8 protein-coding genes and 2 pseudogenes are annotated in these 19018 nt (G+C 56.0%); 6 read left to right on the top strand and 4 right to left on the bottom strand.

Going from position 1 to position 19018, the window contains the following annotated elements:
• Positions 1-56 precede the first annotated feature (56 nt).
• From HU772_RS03340 to HU772_RS03325, 6 genes and pseudogenes are all read left to right on the top strand, one after another.
• Complete coding sequence (locus HU772_RS03340) at positions 57-854, top strand: DNA-3-methyladenine glycosylase I (RefSeq protein ID WP_186656953.1); 798 nt, start codon at positions 57-59, stop codon at positions 852-854.
• A 933-nt stretch (positions 855-1787) separates the two neighbouring features.
• Positions 1788-2117, top strand: coding sequence for a hypothetical protein (locus tag HU772_RS24910; protein WP_225923100.1), 330 nt, complete (start codon positions 1788-1790; stop codon positions 2115-2117).
• A gap of 90 nt (positions 2118-2207) precedes the next feature.
• Positions 2208-2291: pseudogene (locus HU772_RS25180) on the top strand (DUF932 domain-containing protein); the annotation flags it as partial.
• Positions 2292-2669: pseudogene (locus tag HU772_RS24905) on the top strand (hypothetical protein); the annotation flags it as partial.
• A complete protein-coding gene (gene radC, locus HU772_RS03330; RefSeq protein ID WP_186656969.1) occupies positions 2641-3138 on the top strand; it encodes a RadC family protein in 498 nt (165 codons plus the stop codon). The pseudogene HU772_RS24905 and the gene radC, both read left to right, overlap by 29 nt.
• A 9-nt stretch (positions 3139-3147) precedes the next feature.
• Positions 3148-3330, top strand: coding sequence for a hypothetical protein (locus tag HU772_RS03325; RefSeq protein ID WP_186656971.1), 183 nt, complete (start codon positions 3148-3150; stop codon positions 3328-3330).
• 285 nt (positions 3331-3615) lie between these two features.
• Here HU772_RS03325 and HU772_RS03320 read toward each other — a convergent pair whose 3' ends face one another.
• The 4 genes from HU772_RS03320 to HU772_RS03305 all read right to left on the bottom strand — a co-directional run bounded on the left by HU772_RS03320 (position 3616) and on the right by HU772_RS03305 (position 18787).
• Positions 3616-9033 carry a DEAD/DEAH box helicase gene (locus tag HU772_RS03320; RefSeq protein WP_186656978.1) on the bottom strand — a complete coding sequence of 1806 codons (5418 nt, stop codon included), beginning with the start codon at positions 9031-9033 and terminating at the stop codon, positions 3616-3618.
• Positions 9033-14114, bottom strand: a complete 5082-nt coding sequence (locus tag HU772_RS03315; RefSeq protein WP_186656981.1) for an Eco57I restriction-modification methylase domain-containing protein — start codon at positions 14112-14114, stop codon at positions 9033-9035. The genes HU772_RS03320 and HU772_RS03315 overlap by 1 nt, the downstream gene beginning before the upstream one ends.
• Positions 14111-17377: a DISARM system SNF2-like helicase DrmD gene (gene drmD, locus HU772_RS03310; RefSeq protein ID WP_225923098.1), complete on the bottom strand. Its 3267-nt coding sequence runs from the start codon at positions 17375-17377 to the stop codon at positions 14111-14113. Before drmD ends, HU772_RS03315 begins: the two co-directional genes overlap by 4 nt.
• 435 nt (positions 17378-17812) lie before the next feature.
• Positions 17813-18787 carry an inovirus-type Gp2 protein gene (locus HU772_RS03305; protein ID WP_186656984.1) on the bottom strand — a complete coding sequence of 325 codons (975 nt, stop codon included), beginning with the start codon at positions 18785-18787 and terminating at the stop codon, positions 17813-17815.
• Positions 18788-19018 lie beyond the last annotated feature (231 nt).

Below are 19018 nucleotides of genomic sequence, written 5' to 3'. Positions count from 1 at the left end.
CGCCCGCCGGCCCAAGCTACCATCGCTGTTTAGGAATCAATCCAAGTCAAAAATTTATGAGCTCTACTCCATTCCCATACAAAGAAATTTTTGAGACCGTTGAGAGTCACCTGGTCAAATATGGCTCACTAAACAAACCTGAGGTCGAGATCCGCGCCAATCTCGACAAATTCAAAACTTACGGCACTCGTAAACGTACTGACAATGAATACTACTTAATCTTAGTTTTCGTTGCGTTTTATTCAGGGTTTAGGGCTGCCACGGTGACTGCCAAGACCGACATCATCAAACGCCACTTCCCAGACTGGAAAACTGTGGCAGCATACACCGAAGACGATGTTCAGAGGATTCTTGCCGACCCAGAGATGATTGCTCATGAGGGAAAAATTCGTGGATGCCTTAAAAACGCGAGGCGAGTGCAAGAGTTTGTTGCTCAGCATGGCTCATTCAAGCAATACCTAGATAATTTTACCGCATCTGAATCGTTCGAGAATCTTCTTCTGCTGAAAGAATCACTCGAAGCAGCATTTGTCTATTTAGGTGGAGTTACTGTTTACCATTTCATGACTGACATTGGCCTTCCGGTACTCAAACCGGACCGAGTTATGTGCCGAATTTTCAAGCGGCTTGGACTTCTGGAAAACGAAGACCAGCTTCTCAAGACTGTGCTGCAGGGTAGGAAGTTTGCCGAAGCAACAGGGCATCCCATTCGATACATTGACATTGTATTTGTAGCCTATGGACAAATGCAGTCTGAGGTTTTTGGTATTCCTGAGGGTATTTGCTTGAAGACGCCTCGATGCAGCGATTGCAGTATTAAGAGCTATTGTAAGTACGAGCCTCGTTATGCATAGAGCGAGAACGCCAATTTTGTGTCGACTAACCGGCGGCCGGAATGAAGCAAAGCGCAGTGTAAGCCTTCCAACACCGAAGGCGCGCAGTTTATTGATTTGTTATGCTTGACTCAGAAGTGTTCGCCAATCGACAAAATCCACCATTCTATCAAAAAGCACCCTATCAAGAACTCGCTTCGTCAGTCGAACCTCGCAGTGATCTACTGCGCTTTTCATTACCCCTGCCAGCTCTGAATTTGAAGATTCCATTGAGAAATGCTCATTGCAGTATCTGTCCGATGTTTTGATGAACCGCTTTTTACGAGTACGAACCTTCTTCTTCGCGTCAGTCTCCCAATATTCGCACCGTACTTGACTGGCGCCATACCGATAAAATCGTAAGAACCCAACAATTTCATTGTACCGCCAATCTCCGCCGTAATCCGCCCTCAGATAGTTTTCGCCTAGCGGGTATTGCTTGCCAGCATTAAGATTGGTGATATGCGCCGATAATTCATTATAATAATCTGACTCTCCAAGCCTATAAACGGAGATTTCAAATAGACCACTACAAGTTAACACCACTACCTCCATTAATCGTTATCGTATTACTCAACTTCGACTTAGCGCATAAATGTATTCATGCACAATTTCGCATCCAATCGCGACAGACTGTCATACAAATTTATTTTTTGCTTCGTAAGCCTTTGTTAATCATCAAGGGTCCTATTTCAAACACCACAGCCTAAAGAGAAACTCGACATAGGCGACAAGATCCGTTGTCGAACATTACTATCGATAGACTAACGTTTCGCCAGTAGGGTGTCCACCGACCGCTTTTGGCCGTCTGTGCCCGTTACTCCATTGGCTTCACTGCTGAAAGCAGCCATTCGATTCGAAAAAATCTCAGCAATACATTATCGCGATGACATCAGCACAAAGGAGGTTCGCCCCATGTCATTGCAGTGCCCCTGCTGTCATTCCCCCAAAGTCGCTTATTTCCATCACGCCAAGAAAGTCGGCGCGGCCATCGGCACCTTGGGCGGTGTTGCGCGTGGCGTCAGCGCTGCCCTAGCTGGCGGCCAGGCCGGCGCAGCCATTGGCGCTATCGCCGGGCCAGTTGGCATCACCCTTGGCTCCGTGTCGGGCGCCATCCTCGGCGGCCTGGCCGGTGGTGTCGGTGGCTGCGCGCTCGGCGCTCAGCTCGGCGAGTCGCTCGACCGCCACGTCCTGGCTCACAACCTCTGCTTGCTCTGCGGCCACCGCTTCAATCTGCCAACCTAATCAGCCCTATCTCCCTCCATTTATTCGTCCGGTCAGTGCTGCGCCTCGCGCGGCGCTTTATGCCGGCTTGTACCCAAAGGAATCTCTCACATGGCACATCTCGTCGAAACTATTGCCTACGCTGGCGCTACCCCGTGGCACGGCCTAGGCAATCAGCTCACTCAGAAACAGCCCACGGTACGAAGCGGCCTAGGCCTGGAAGACGCCTTGGAGGCCAAACAACTGGAGGAGACCCGTCAAGCTGCGGGCTTTGACTAGAGTGCCTTGGACGACGCGGCCCTAGAGGGATTTCGCAATGGAGCCTTCGAAGACAGTCAAGAGGACACCAGTGCCATCGTCGAAGAGTTCTTCCCCACCATTGAAGATCAGTCTAGCCCCGCAAAGCCCCAAGCCCAGCGGGCAGCACCTGCCAGCCCCTCATTACCCCAAACAAGCCACGAGGCAGAACAGCGGGGACTCGGCCCAGTAACGCCCTCCTCAAACGCCCCAGTGCATTCTCCCAAATTTGTACAGGACTACCCACATGAAATATCACAAGCTCAAAGCCGGTGAGATGACCGGCACCTACGTTATGGAATCACCGGTCACCGAAGCTGACATCCTGCGGATGGCTCAGCAGCTGGCGATGAGTCGTCTATCTAAAGGCAGGGCGCTGACTGATCCGAAGCAAGTATTCAGCCACCTGCAAACACTGCTGCAGTATCACGAGCACGAAGTCTTTGCATTGCTGTTACTCGATACTAGACACCGAGTAATCAGCTTTCAGGAGCTATTTAGAGGCACTCTGGATAGTGCCAGCGTGTATCCGCGGGAAGTGGTCAAAATCGCCCTAGAGCACAATGCCGCAGCTGTTATCTTGGTTCACAACCATCCATCCGGTAACCCCGAGCCAAGCCAGGCTGATCGCTCACTGACCTACACGCTCAAAGAGGCACTCAATCTGATAGGTGTGCGAACGCTGGATCACATCATCGTTGGCAGTGACGGCTGTGTGTCGCTGGCTGAACAAGGCTACTTGTAAGGAGACAATATGAAGGTGCTGCTACGCACATTCACCGCTGTACTCGTGTTTGCAGGCATTTTTGCTGGCTGCCTGGCAATATTACTGCTGGTGGTTCTGATAGTGCGCTTTCCACCGCTGCTAATCGTGGTGCTGCTGGCCTGCTGGATTTTCAACCGACTGGCTAGAGATTCAAAGTCAGCACATCAATAGGAACCTTGGAACGCATGGGTAGCAGCAAGGCTACCCATGCGACCGTCACGTGAATTGCTTTTGTCATCCCGCTCTATCGAGACGTCAATTTTTTCTGCAGCACGACCCAGTCTTCAGCATGTTCGGCCAGCTCAAGTCGTCCATCCTGCTCCTTACTCTAGGCTCCAGCAGCGACCTGCAGGCCAACCAATGGTACGCAGCCCTGATAGGGTACAAAGCCTGCTTCATTCGAGTTTACGGTCTTGAATGGCAATACTTGTCATGGGATACAGCCACACCAACCATTCAGCTGCTCGCAGAATCAAACCAGTCATCACTAGCAGCCAACTCCTTGGCCTTCGCCTTGCCGATCACTGCTCGCGCAATGCGGCGCATGTGTTCACGCATCACAGTCTTGTCATACAACTCCTGGAACTGGATTTCGATCACCTCGTAATCTTTGTTCAGTAATTCCAGACGGATCTGACGATCCTTGGCGGCTGTTAGGGCATTGCCGTGCAGGTGCTCGCTCATGCCATCTAAATAGATGCAAACGCCCTCGTACTGATCGTTGGGCTCGTGGAAATACACATCCGGACGAGTCGTGATGCCACCGGATAGCTCAATAGGTCGCTCAGTCTCAAACGCAGCCATGCCTGCCGCCTTCAGCATTGCCACTAGGTGTTGCTCAGGCGGATTACCCGGTTGCTGAGTCATTGTTTCATCCGGCAAAACAGGCGCCAACTCATGGGCAAAGTTCAGGGTGCTCCCCCAGTCGTTGAAGACTTCAAGCGCAGTATGGCGATTCAGTTTGTCATGATAGAAAGAGTTGCGGAAATGCTGGAGACAGTCCACACAGGACGACTCACAGTCAGACGGGCATTCCTCGACCAAGCGCCTTGCCGCACTCACCACATTCGGCCAGTGCTCCAGCAACTGTTCCAGCAGGCCCGAGCCACCCGGCATGGGGTCATACAGCAGCGCATCTACCGACTCACTCCCCGGTTTGCCTATCACCTGTACCTGGAGATCGGATATCTCCATATCCATAACGTCGGCTGCTCCTTGACGCAGCGACTCCATGACGCTGTAGGCCGTTTCCTGGGAGGGGCAGTCCTGGAGTACTAGTACGTCGGCTACCACCTCGGCGTAGAAAGCGATGGTCTGAACGGGACGGCCGCAGCGCTCGATATGATGCTCATTGAACTTATCCAGCTCCTGCTGGCTGCTCATGGCCGAGCGGCTAGCACCACACACCAGACAAAGCGGATAACCCAGCAACGCCCCGGATCGCACTTGCGAAGCCGCGCCAACATTCACCAAACGCATGTGCAGGCCATGCTTCAGATGCAACTGCGCTTTGCCCCACTCATAGACTTTACCGCCGGAGTGCCGCCCCTGATCTTGAGCAAAGACTGCCACCGCCATCTGAAAGCGATAGTCTTCATCGTCCGAAATATAGGAATGATGGGGGGCATCCACATCGCATATCGCTACACCCGGAATTTGCGTGACCGACATGGAGCTGGCTTCACTGCCAGCCTTAGTGTTCGGGCCAGTTTCCTGGACTGACTCACTTGCCACATCTACAGCAAATACCAAAGGCTCTTCCGGGACTAGATGGAAGTGACGAGGCACAAATTTGTGAGCATTTGCGTAAATCAGGTTACCAGGCACATATTCGCGAACAGCCAGCGCAGTGTTACGGCGTAACTCCCAATCACTAATGTCACTGCTGTGACGAGGCGCTACATGGGTCAAGGTAACCGCACCGGTATCCAATCCATAACCCGGCAAAAAGCCTTCAGCCGCTAATACGCCATAGGTATTGGTGTCATCAAAACCCTCTGCCTGGCTACGATTGCGCTTGGCCTCGCCTTTTAGTTTTTTTACCAGCCTTTCGCAGCGGGCTCGCAAGGCCTCTTCATCGGCGTCCAGTGTGCCCTTGCCAGCGGCCACCTTACGCAACCGCTCCAACTGCCCCAACGCCCACTGCAGGCGCTGGAATAGACGATTGATTACCCCCTGGAGCTGCTCAGCAAAACTACCAATGAGCACCTCTAACTGGCCACGGCTTACTACCTCGCGGTCACTAGCCGGCCATCCTTGGTGGAAGGCTTTAATCACCGCATTCAAGAGTGCTGCATCATGCTGAGCTATCTGCTGGCTCAGTGCTTCAACCGATAGAGGCTCAGTCCTCACCATGCCATCAGAGGTAAACAGATAGGGTCTAATTTGAGGTGGCAAGCAGGCAGACAAGGCCTCCTGCAGCGCAGTGACCTGTTGTCCTGGCAGACTGTTACTACGCAGCATTTGCAGCAGCGTGGTCAGTACTGTGGCATTCACGTGCTTCGCCACCATGACAGGGTTGCGCAGGTTGAAGCTGGGAGGTTCCACCAACCCCTCGAGCATCTTCAGCGGTTCATTGAAATAAGCTCGGTCATGACTGGTTGTGCGTGCATAGGTCAGATCCAGCGCCATGCGGAACTGACGCCCGGCACGACCAGCCCGCTGCCAGTAATTGGCCGGTAGGGGCGGTACGTTGCGCATCAAAACTGCATCCAGCGAACCGATGTTCACGCCCATCTCAAGCGTGGGCGTACACACAAGCGTGTTGATCCGCTCGCTCTCGCCCTTGAAAGCGTTTTCGATGCGTTCACGCTCCGGCCCCGGAATCTGCGCAGAGTGCTCGCGGGCACGGAGCATAGAAAACTCTTGATCCAGCAGCAGCAGGTCGTAGTTGTCTGGATTCTCGGCCTCGAATACCAGCTTGCCACTACAACGCCAGGCCATACAGGTCATACCCGGGTTACCTCGGGCATGCAGGCGCCGGCAGGTTTGGCAGCGATACATGCCTGACGCAGGCACCAGCATCATGTGATCTACATGCACTTGGGTGGCGGCGTGACAGCCTGGCAAGTTCTTGCCGCGGGCTCCCTTGAACTGCACCTGCGTCAGCAACTCCAGTTCATCGGTACAGAGGCGCCAAACTTCATCCAGAAACGACTGAACGTGATCGGGATCCACTCCCCAACTCACAGCAGCCTGTTTGGCGGAACTGTCGTAAGTGCTGAACCACTGCTTGATACGCCCTTTGTCGTGCTGACCATCGCGCACAAACACCAAGCCTTCAGGTACGCCACGCATGATAGGCAGATAACCGCGCAGTACTTCCTTCTCACCGTCCAGCCAGAATTTGGAAAACATGCGGGTGACAGGGTCAAACAGCATGCGCCGTGACCGGGCGGCATCCAACAGCGAGGCAATTCCGTCGCGCAAGTCAGCTGGTGAGCAGCCCAATGCCCTTGCCCACTTCTGAATAACCGGAAGTGCTTCATCCAGCCCCAGATACTGGATCTTCAAACGCCCCAACGGCTCCAGACCGGTGCTTTGGCGGGCGCCCAAGGTCAACTCACGCAGCACCTGCGCGCGCAAAAACCACTTGCGCTCCTCGGCATGCGCCAGGCTGGTTTCCGATTTGGGTTCGACCCGCCAAACCTCTGGGATCAACGCCCGCGACAACTCATCATCTGCATCCAGAAACTTGTCCAGCCACAACACCAGATCACCGACCGAGACGGCGCCTTCGCGTAGCTTTTTGTAGACCAATTCCCTGAGGCGATAACGACGGGAGCGATCCTGCATCCAGCCCGCCTGGAAAGCGGCATCCTGGCGGTTGTCTGCGAACACCAGGAGGCGCTTGCGCTCGGCACGGTGGATCATACTCTGGGCCAGGACATGCACATCCGCTACGCCCGTCGCGCGTACTGGACGGGCCGGTTCACGGTAGCTGCCGCTAACCCGGCGACCATGGGCGCCGCAGGATACACAGCGGGTCAGACGGCCGATATGTTCTTCTTTCTGCTGTACGAAGTGCAATGCCTTAAGGGTCTTGTTGCGGCCACAACCAACACATTCAGGAGCCTGCCGGTCATGCGTGGTGCCGCAATAACGGCAGACGAAGAGCACCTCAGTACGCGAGGGTTCCTCCTCACCATCGGAGCCAACCTGATGATCCAGTGAAACCGCACGTACGCCCCCCAACGGAATGTCCAGGGCACGCCATACACGACTCGTGCCCTCTGCGGAGCCACCGCCAGGCGCATCACCGGTGTAATCGAAATCCTCCAGCGCATGCTCGAAGTAGTGCTGGCCACAGGTCGTACAGCTCGACAGTGGAAAGGTTTTCAGTTCAGGATCACGCCATTCAGTCGCAGCCTGTGCATCCTCAGCCGACAGCCACAGGCGCCCCAGTTGCCCTTGCCCTTCTTCAAAGGTCACCACTGCACCGCTGACACCGCGCACAAAGCCGTGTACCACCGGGCGCAGCAACGGCCGCTCACCATTCCGGGCCGCAGCTCCCAGGGCCAGCCAGATCAGGATTTCCTCTTCTGTGACGGGGCGTCCCAGTTTGTCGTTCAGTTCTTCCAACAAGGCAACCACGGCTCGCGGACGGCGCAGCACATCGGCGATTTGAAACACCACCTCGTTATGGCTGAGCCACTGGTTCAGGGCCTCACGCCAGTTGTCACCGGCCATGCGAATACCGCTGGTTGTCTGGAACCAGATGCGGAATGCCTGCAGGTCAGCGGGCTCTAACTCGGTCCGGTCCAGGGTACCGAGCATTTCCAGCACGGTTTTCAGTTGCATGGCCTGATCGCCATTGAAGGGCGCGCTGACAGTGCGCGGCTCGCCCCAGATATCCTCTTCGTAGGCTTCGCCGATCAGCTCGACATCCTGGCCATCCACGCCAAAGAAACGACTGGCAAACTCGCGGCCGGCTTCAATACCGCGGTGCGGGTCAGCAATGGTGGCGGAGGTGGCGACACAGGTGGTGCTGTTTTCGTCCTTGCCGCAATAGGCACGCAAACGGCGAATTAGGCAGGCGGTTTCGGCGCCGCCAGCGCCGGTGAACGTGTGCGCCTCGTCAAATACCATGAACTCCAGCAGTGCCTTGTCGAACAATTCCAGGTCCTGCTGCCGGGTAAGCAGCAGCTCCAGCTGCTTGACGTTGGTCAGCAGAATACGTGGCTGCTGGCCAGGTGTGCGCATGGCTTCACGGCTCACCCGTTCCTCAGCCGGGTGCAGAGCCACGTCCATTTTCTGTAGCTGCATCTGCTGCAACTTGCAGCGGTAATCGACCACAGTGCTGCCGGGTGCCAGACGCACGCCATTGATGTCGGCTTCGGTACGCGGGGTTTTGCCCACATACATGCCGAAGGTGACACCGGTGCCGACCAGTAGCTCGCGCATTCGCTGCAGCTGATCTTCAGCTAGGGCGTTCATGGGGTAAACGATCACAGCCGTCACACCCGCTTCGGCACCCTCGTCGCGCAAGTGCAGGCAACGGCTGATGATTGGCAGCAAGAAACACTCTGTCTTACCCGACCCAGTACCGGTGGCCACCAGCGTGGTGCGGCCAGCCTTGATGGAGCGAAAAGCCTTTTCCTGGTGCCGGTAGGCCCCCGGATAGGGAGACAACTGGCGGATATGCGGGTGCAACACGTCGTCCTTGACCAACTGATCAAGGCTCGCACCTTTCATAAAGGTCCGCGACAGGGAGATAAATGGCCCTTTCATCAGCGGCGTATTACGGGTGTGCTCGAGGTTGAGCAGTTCACGCATCTGTCGATACAGATTCTCGTCAGCAAAGGCATAGGTACTGAGCTGGTAGCGCAGAAAGTCGCTGACCACGTCTTCGGTGTAGGTAATGGGGTTCAACATCAGAACAGTGCTCCCTGCGGTGATTCTGTTTTATGGGACGCATGCGCTTCGGCGAGCCGGTCGGACTGTTCCAACTCCGGCAGCGGCACAATGCGACGGATCAACTCGGCATGGGCGGTGCACTCCTGCCAGGAACGCTCCACATCTTCTTTCAACTGCCAGTCGTAGAATCGTGGTCCCAGGCGTGAAGCTACCGGCTGGTTGCAATGGGCGCGCTCGTCATGGCCCAAACCATAGTCCGCCAGACGCAATTCCTCGGGAATCATCCAGCCTTCACCATCGTTCTGGGCAAGGAAGGCAACAAGGCCTTTTTCCTGGAGGTCTTGGAAGGCGACGAGTGACAGGACGGTATGGCGCAGTTCGGGGTCTTTGTCTTTGTCGATACGCCAGAACCTTTTTTGATCAAGAGCCTGCGTATTTGCCTTTACCCTCAAAAACTCCAAAGGGTAATCCGTATCTTTTAAAATCCAAAAAAATTCATCGCCATCTAATCCATACAAATGAGCAATAAGAGCATCAAGAATAACTCTAAGCCTCAATCTCTCGGCCTGAGTAAGCGCCCACAGCCTTCTCCATGACATTGCGGTATCAGAACGCACGGCATCGATCCAAGCGGGCGAAAAGCTCTCCGAGCAGCATGAAAGTTGCGCGCTGATTTTTTTGATGATCTGCTGCACACTACCAATCGATTCCGGTCTGGCCAGCGCACACTCTTCCACGATGAAGTAATTAAGATGAAGGTAGCCAATTTTGAACTTGGCAATATAGTCAAATTCAAAAGACCCAAGAACTGATTGAAGCTCAAGTTCCCCGTCGAATCGACTACACGAGAGCACCGGCGAAGCATTAACTGCCGGGAAATTTGGTGTAATAGCAGACATCATCGTACGTTTGTGGACGGCTGTACTGATATCTTTGAACAAGAGGCGGCTTGTTTTACGGACTGCACCTGTATCTATCCAGTCAGCCAAACCCATAAGGTATTCGGGCCTCATCACCTTCGGGAAACCGATATTTTCCCACTTCGCGCCACGTCCCTTTCCGGATAGCCAACCAGAAACACAATAGTCCCAAAGATCAAAGATCTTGGCGTTGTAAATTGGCAATGCCACATCCTCAATCGCCTCAACAGGTATCCCCTGCCGCCCATCCCGCGACAGCACCAACCCAGGGTCGCGCTCCAGGATATGCTTCGAGCCGCAGTAGTCGCGCCAAGGTCCTTTCAGCCAGTGGCCGTACTCGTCGGGGTAATAGCCCTTCTCCTCCCACTTGGGCCGCGGAGGGAACAGCTTGGAATCGTTGGTCATGTGGAATTCGGTGGCGTACTTGATACCCCAGCCGTTCTCGCTTTGGTCACCCAGCAACACGCCGTTGGCGTACATCTTCTGCAACACACGCAGATCCTGCTCGCTGCGGATCTCCAGAATGGCCTTGGAGTACGGCGAGAATTCCTCCACCCGCGCGCGTGGATAGGCCAGCACATGGCGCTCGGCCTGCTCCCAGTCATCCACGTTGCGGTGCATAAAGGCAGCACAGATGGCCTCGGTTTGCCCGCCCTTCTGCACGATCAGCGGGCAAAATTTGAAAGAGCGGTGAATATCGAAAATGCCTTCGCGGTTCTCGAAGCCAAACAGCCACTGCCAGTCGCACTGACTGAGGAACAACTCACGCAGGTCGGTGGTGCCCTTGTCGGTATAAATACCGCTGGGCACGATCATGCCCAGACGCCCCTGCCCGCGCAGCAGTGCATGACTTAGCTCCAGAAACAGCTTGTAGGTATTGAGGTCAGCTGAGCCCTGATGCAGGAAAGGATGTGCGGTATCGGCGAAGCCCTTGTTTTTCTTACGCTGTTGCAGCCACTTTTTATGCACGACCGCCGAGGCTTCAAAGCTGTTTCTGCCGCTGCCCAAGTTCAGGTCGTGCTTCTTCTTACCATTCTTGTCTTCGGTAACGCGATCACCAAAAGGCTTGCCCACATACTTCGCCCAGTTGGACATCCCTTTCAGGCTGGCGTTGTAAGCAATCCAGTCGTGCTCCAGTTGCGGCCAGGCGCGGAAATACTCCAGCTGCTTGACCAGCGCCTCCTGCTTGCCATAGGCGCGGTAGAGCGGGTCGTGGTTGGAGAAAAACTCCTTGGAGTTGGGCTTCTGGATTTCCCATGGAGGGTTTCCCAGCAACGCATCAAAGCCGTCCTGAGTGGCGGTGAACACATCCGGGAACTCCAGCTCCCAGTGGAAAAAGCGCTGGCGGCGGGCTACTTCGCCGGCAATGGCCAACGCATGCTCATTGGGGTTGGCAAACTCACGCGGCAGCGGTGCCAGCTCGATCTGCTCGCCGGGCCAGAACCACAGTGCGCACCATAGGTCCATGCGCGCTTTCAGGGCATGGTAGTGCGGGTTGTTCAGTACCTCGTTGCGGTAGACCTCGGCACGTTTTTCGCTCTCGTGTACCGGCAGGCGATGTAGCTTCTTGAACACCTTGAGCAGCTCGTCGTGGACATTGCCGGCATCAAGATTGCCCTCCAGGGTCATCTGGCCACTCAGCAGCGCCTGCAGTTGCTCGGGTACAGCCTTGCTGCGAGCCTTTATCGCATCGGTAAAGACGTCACCCTTGCGCTTGCCCTTGGCGTCTTCGTACCCGTGATTGATCAGGTTGTCCGGTTTGTTCTTTTGGTAGTCCTTGTCGCCGCCTTCCCGCTCCCAGGCCAAGGCTGGGTAGTCGCGGTAGTTGTCAAACCAGGTGCCCACCAGGGCGTTACCGACCTTGAGCTTGTGATCAAGAAAGCCAAAGGGCAGATCGCGGTCCATAGTTTCCACCCAGAGCGCCATACGCCCCAGCTCCACTGCTAGCGGGTCAAGGTCGACGCCGTACAGGCAGTTTTCCACAATGTGACGCTTGAGCTGGGCGCGTAGAGCCTCTTCAAAGCCATCATCTTTGGGATTGAGTTTGGTCAACTCATCGCTGAGCAGTTCGGCCAACTTGCCGTCAGCCATGCGTGGCACACCGCCATCTTCGCTACGCTCGATCAGCTTATGGTGGAACAGCGACTGGGTCAGTGCTTCGGTGAGGTAACGCAGGGCACCCGCAAGGAAAGAGCCAGAGCCCATGGCCGGGTCGCACACCTTCAGGGCCAGAATCTGCTCGGGCTTTTTCGGTGCCCACTCCACTACGGCGTCCAGCCCGGTGCGCGAATCGATTTCGCTGCGCACGGCCTCATAAGCCAGTGGTTGCAGGGTGCGGCGCACGGTGGGCGCGGCCAGTTGGGGCCGGGTGTAGAAGGTGCCGGCGCCCTTACGGGTACCACCCCAGCGCACCAGGAAGAACTGGCCGGGGGAGACCATACGAACACACAGATGCTTGCCGGCCTTTTCCAGTACCTGTTGTTCTTCATCACCGGTGGCATTGGCTTTGCGGCCACGGGGCTTTTTTACCAGCCCGGCAATCTGCGCGGCACGCTGCAGCCAGGTATTGGCCCGGACTAGATGTTCTTCGCTAAGGATCAGCTCTTCTGCGCTGTCGTCGCTGGCGACAATCCCTTCTTGGCTGTCGTCCTCGACGGATTCGGTTTCTTCGTCGGCGTTCTCTTCGCTTTCTTCGCTGTCGGCGGTTTCTTCCGCGTCCCCGTCACCTTCGTCACCACTGTCATCCCCGGCCTTGTCTTTTTTCTTCAGGGCTTCGAACAGCTGCTTGATGGCTTTGTCGTCCATCGCCTCCAACTGAGACAAAGTCAGGGCAGGCTGGTTGCCTACGGCGAGAAAGATCACCGGGTCATTGTCGCCAGCCTGTTTGAGTTCGAAGTCGAGCAGGCCTTCGTAAAGAATGCCGATGTATTCCGAAGACAGAGTAGAGAAATCTACCGGCGCATCAACCCAGCGGCTGCCGCGCCCCTGTCGCACCTTCATTTTGGTGCGGGTGAGCAGGCGCAGCAGTTTGTGCACCTGCAGATCGCTGACCAGATTCTGACTGCTTTCCAGCAGCGCCAGTGCACGGGAAATGCCATCGTCGCTGCCAGGATTTCCCGGTTCGAATAGCGCACCGCCATAACGAGGAACAGTCAGGCGTTCGTGAGCGGAGCCTTCATGGATCAGGTTGAACAGGCCAATCAGGCGCGGCCAGGCGCTGCGGCCCTGGCTCAGGCGTTCGTTGCCTCGGCCACCGGCGCGGCGGTCCATTTGATGACGCAACCCTTCCAGGCTGTAGGCCTGCTGATAAATAGGGTTGTCGACCGGCACTAGGCCGCGGGCTTCGGCAAAGAGGGTAATGATGCAGCGCATGATAATGCGCGAGCCGGCGACGTATAGATCTTTGTAATCGTGCGCCTGCCCTTGCTGTTGAGCCTGCTCGATGGCGATATGAGAAGCGGTGATCAGCTCTTCCACTCCCTGCCGCACGCGCTCACCCAGTATGTTGGAGAGCTCAGCCTGGCCCTTTCGGGAGCCGCTGATGGCTTGCAGCAGGAGACTCTGGCCCTGCCCTGCCAGCAGAGTGTTGCGGTTGAGCAGGGTGCGCCAGGCCACTGTCTGGGCTGAGGGTTGACCTTCGTTGAACCAGAGGTCGATATCCCACTCGCACCAGGCGTCGTGATCGCTACCGGCTTGCACCAGGCGCCATTGGCGGCCATTGGTTACCAGCGCCAGCGCCTGCCCGGTACGACGCAGCCATTCGACCACGCGTCCCAACAACTGCCGTGAGCGCCCTACCCCCAAGCGGCTGGCGAACTGACGCGAGCCGCCATCATCAGGCACGAACACGGCCAGGGTTTCACCGTTTGGCCCCAGCCACAGACGGCGGGGTTTGATCTGGGCGCCGGTAAAGCTACGTACGGCCCAGCGACTGTCGACGCCCTGAGCCTTTTGCCATTCATCTGCGGGCAGCCCGGAAAGATCCTGCAGGATGTAATCCAGCAGGCTGCTCAGGCTTTCATTACTGCCGTCAAACGCCGTGAGGGCACGACGGAGTTTTTCGGCCGCAAATTCCCTCATGACAGGTGCGGCTACCGGGAAAAACTCATCCAGCTTGGACGGGGATAACAGCAGGCCACCATGTTTGAGCTGCGCCCATCCTTCCGCATGAAGGCTCATACACCCACCTCCGGGAAACGAATTTCAATGGTTACCGGAAAGACTTGAGCTTCGCCACGCAGGGCAAAGCGGCGCGGCAGAACCTGCTCAAGGATACGACGCTTCTCTTCGGTCAGACGCTCTTGCAGGTCACCAAACTGGTTCTGGCGGCGCTTGAGCTCGTACTCCAGATCACGCAGACGCTTTTCGGCCAGTGCATCGGCGTTATCAAATAGTTGCTGCTGGATGCTAGCCACCCGCTGTTGCTCAATTTCTCGTTTTAGCTTGTCGATGCTCTGTGCCTTTTGCAGGGCCGCAACTTCACGAATGCGCTGCTCGAATGCATCCTTTTCATGATCCCTCGCCTGCTCGTACGCACTCTTGAGTTGGGTACGAAGGATCTGAGTCAAATCAGCTCGGTAACTGCCCAATAAGGTTTTAATATTGTCCTCTACCTCGTCCCATAGATCGCGTGCGGCGGGTACATCGGCTGCACTTTGCTGCCCAAGCAAACCAAAGTGCGGCCCGCTGTAAGGCAAGGGTTCACCCAGAGCATTGTTTTGCACCGGCAGTGCCAGAGTGCGGGTCCAGTGGTGGAAGGTTTCGCGCAGATCGTTAACGGCCATTTCCTCCACAGTGAACAGCACCAGCGCTTCAGCGCCAGCCGGCACCTGGCCTCGGCTTACCAGCCAGCGGCTAGGCGGCTGAAATTCGGCCTGCCCGCCCGGAAAGCGCAAGCGTGCAAAGGCATTGAGCGACTGACGCAGCAATGGATGGCCCAGGTGCAGCAGCACGGTGTCCGGGGAGGGCCGGAATACCGGCCGACCATTGATGTTGTGGATAAAGAAGTGGTTGTCGAACACCAGCCAGGGCATGGCGCCGCTGATACCTTTCTGCAAGGGCAAGCGCAGGGTGTCATCGACCACGGCCTGCCAGCGCATAGGTAGCGGCGTACGCAAGCGCATGCGGCCCTGGGCATCAGGACCATCCAGCACTTCTCGCGAGGCGCCCAGACCCATGGCAACGCCGAGTGTGTCTTTGAGGGTACCGGGATTAAGGTCTAGATCGTCTAGCAGCTGTTGCAACCGCTGTTTTTCGTCTTCGCCGCTTTCCTCTGTGTGAACCTGAGCATCTTCGGTTGCACTTCTGCGACTGCTTATCTGCAGGTCCAGGTCACCCAACACATCGCGGTCTTCGTCCATCTCCATCATGCGACGCTGAAAAGCGGCATCAAACACCTCACCCACCGAACCTAGATCCTCGCGGATGTCGTTGACCTTGCCCAGCACGCGGGCGACAAACTGTAGGTCACTGTCATCTTCGCTGGTGAAGTGAAAGATGGTGACATCCCGTGATTGACCATGACGGTCGATACGGCCGTTACGCTGTTCTAGACGCGAGGGGTTCCACGGAATCTCGTAGTGCATCAACAAGCGGGCAGTGTGCTGCAGGTTAAGACCTTCAGAGGCTGCATCGGTCGCGACCAAAATTCGTATCGGCGCATCTGGATCGTTGAAGGCGCGCTTTACCGACTCGCGCTCGTCCTCATGCATGCCGCCATAGAGCATGCAGATGCTGCCGGGTTCAGCGCCATACTCGTCATTCAAGCGGTTGACCAAATAGTCGAGCGTGGTTTTGTACTCGGTGAAAATTATCAGTCGCTCATCATTTTTCCACTGTTCAGCGTTACGCAGCTCCTTGCCGATCAGCTCGCGCAGGCGATCAAACCGGGCATCCGATTTCGGCTTAGCCATAACCACGGGCTGCTTGTCCAGCCCCAAAGACTTCAGCGCGGCATCAATTGCGTCAATCTCTGACTGCAGTGCATCCACGTAGGGGTGCATCCAGGCGCCGACGAGCTGCGCGGCATGGCGGCTGCGGCTCTCGCGCTCCTGATCATCGTCGATATCTTCTTCACTGGCACGACGGGCGGCAGCCACTTCAGTTGCCTGCAACGCCTCTTTGGCAGCCAGGCCCTCCTTGAAGCGCAACCAGCTGTCGGCGAAGGCCACCGGACACGACAACAACCGCTTGCGCAAAATCTCAATGGCGAAATTGAGCACCATGCGTGCTTCGGGAGCGGTGCGGATAATTCCTTTCAACTGCGCGCAAAACTTGCGAACGGCACCCGCCAGCTCCTGCTCCGGCTTGAACATATACAGCGGCAACGGTTCGAGGTAGCGCTTGGCAAAACGCGGCACTCGGCCCGCATGGCGATCCTGATCGTTGATCTCGCTTTTCAGACGGCGGATCAGCACATCGCCGATCATTTTACGCTCTTTATCGGTGAAGTCCGGCGTCTGAGTGAAGCGAACTGGGTCTAGTTGCTCCAGCAGACCCGAGAAACAGCGGGTATGGCCGTTGTGCGGTGTGGCTGTCAGAAACAGGCGGTGCTCAAAGTACGGCGTCAAGATCCGCAGCATTTTGGCCAGATCGCTGTCTTCGCCGAAGTTGGACGGCATCAGGTTGTGGGCTTCATCAACAATCAGCAGATCCCACGGCAGCTGTGCACCACCCCGCTGCTTAATGGATTCACAATTGGCGATGAACTGCTCCAGCACATCAGGCTGACGCAAGTAGTGGTAAGACGTGATGATGCGCGGCAGTGCACGCCAGGGGTTTGCATCCAGTCCCATCTCTTTCTGCAGCTTGTGGGTGGCGGCTTTGTCGACAATATCGAAACCGAGGGAGAACTTCTCCTCCATCTCCTGCTGCCACTGGGTACGCAAAGCCGCAGGAGTAATGATCAGCACCCGGCGGATACGACGCTTGCGGATCAGTTCAGCCAGAATCAGACCGGCTTCGACGGTTTTCCCTAAACCCACATCATCGGCTAACAGTAGAGACACACGTGGCATGCGCATGGCCCGCGCTAGGGGTACGAGCTGGAAGTCATCAACGCTGACCGCACCATATACCGGAGCAGTAGGCACTGGCTCCGAGCGCTCATGTAGATCACTTGCAGATAAGAACGGAGTAAGGGCGCTCCATCGAGCGGCACGCTGCAGAGCCAGAAACTCATCCTGCTGCATCGGGGCTTCGCGATCGACTTTAGGCAGAGCATTCGGCTCCAATACCACCGGACCGCGCTCACGCTCCCATAGCAGCGATTCTTCTACATCACCATCGGCATCGCTGAACTCGATGGTAACCAGGTGCAGCAACGCAGAGGTCTTACTGTCACTGAAGGGCTCTACAGAGGAGATCACACCGCGGCGGTTCCGGACAGTGGCGAGCATGCCAACACGGGGCACGTGGCTGGCCGCTGTGTCTGAATTGTTCATCGGGGATTCCGTTCGATTAATTTTGAGACGACAGAAAGGCTATTAACTAACCGGATTTTTGGGTTCTGAACGCGAGAAATCTTAATAGCCATAAAAGGATACGATTAATGCAGATGACGAACTTTAACCGTCTGAAGCGAATCGAGCCAGAACCTACTTGTTGAGCTCCAGATGTGCTTTCAGTTGGCCAGGGCGCAATCCTTGGACATCGGCGTTTTGCCACATCGCCGCCACCTGTACAGATAAGGCTGATGCGCATGCCGCTCTGCAGGCCGAGGCGTAGTTGGCATGGGCGTCATCGAGCTCAAATTGCGGCTCTATGAACTGGTTGCCAAGCCGGCTAGCGGGCGAAACGACTAGAGTTTTGGCCCCCTCTGCTTACACTGCTCGGTGGACTGAGCTTCTAGTTGCAAGAATCCAGGAGGCCACGTCCTGTCACCCCCCTCGACGAGAATGCTTCACCTGACCCGTCCGCAGGCATCGAGCCCCCTCTGGTCTCAAGCGCAGGTGCTGAGCATCTTTGACGAGATACCTCACCACCTTGTGGACATGACGCCGAATTGCTCGATCACTCCTCAGGATGCGGCCGATACCACACTCGTCACCGTATTTCTCCTTGTCGTAGTTACAGCTGTGCACGTAACCCTGGCCATGCGTGATGTCTTCCCATAGCTCACCGAGCTGGATGGCCTTGTAGACATCGCCCTGCACCTCGTTGCCGTTGAAGAAGTAGGCAGCGTGGATGTGGTAGCCCCCACCATCATTCCTGTCGCCCTGCTCCACCGAATAAATCTGGCCGATGAGGTGGTCAAAAATCGTATTGCGCTTGTGCTTGGCAATCAGCTCATCCAAGTCTTCGAACACGTGCTCGACGCGTAGCCTGGCCTGCGCCTCAGAACGGTAGTGGAAGTCGATCCTGATGATGGTGATGCGTGAGTAGAGCTCACATAAGGCATCGGCGTAGTCACAGACTTGGATTTCCTGCTCCTTGGCCTGGTGGCGGAGGTCATGTTTCCTGCGGAGATACCAGCGCTCATGAGTCAACTGACGGATCCGGGCGACCAAGACGTTCATGCTGTGATGATGATCCAGGTAGGCCGTACCCTCCTCATTCAGACAGGCAGAGCCATCAGGGTGGCGCTCCAACCCTATGTCCTGACATGCAGCTCTGAACGCTTGCAGGTGCTCGCTGTAGCTGTATTCGATACGGCCTTCGAATAGGTCTAGCATCTGCTGGATGTGATCGAGGTACCGAGAGAGCTTGGTCTCTTGGACGCGTTCGTACCCTGTGCGGGCTTGCTTGATGCGGAATGCCGGTGAATCGGAATTTTCGATGGTCTGGACAAATCGCTCGATCTGAAGAGCAATGTCGGACTGGGAAAGGTGGGTGTAAGTCTTGCGATTGGTCATGGATGGATACCTGGTTGGTTGTTGTGCATACCAGGCATGTGTTGTGTATTTTTTAACCGATTACCTATCCCTGACTGTGCATTAGATGTCGTCCTGGATGAGGGCCAATAGCTATTGAATGGTTAGGCATTGATAGTCAGTAGCTATCTATATCACTAGAAGCAGCCCAGTTCATTACCGACCCTCCCGGCAGACCTGACAACGGGGAGCAACATTGCCCTGCCTACCTAA

The organism is Pseudomonas xantholysinigenes, from assembly GCF_014268885.2.
Taxonomy (GTDB): Bacteria; Pseudomonadota; Gammaproteobacteria; order Pseudomonadales; family Pseudomonadaceae; genus Aquipseudomonas; species Aquipseudomonas xantholysinigenes.
This window is presented reverse-complemented; position numbering and strand designations above follow the sequence as displayed.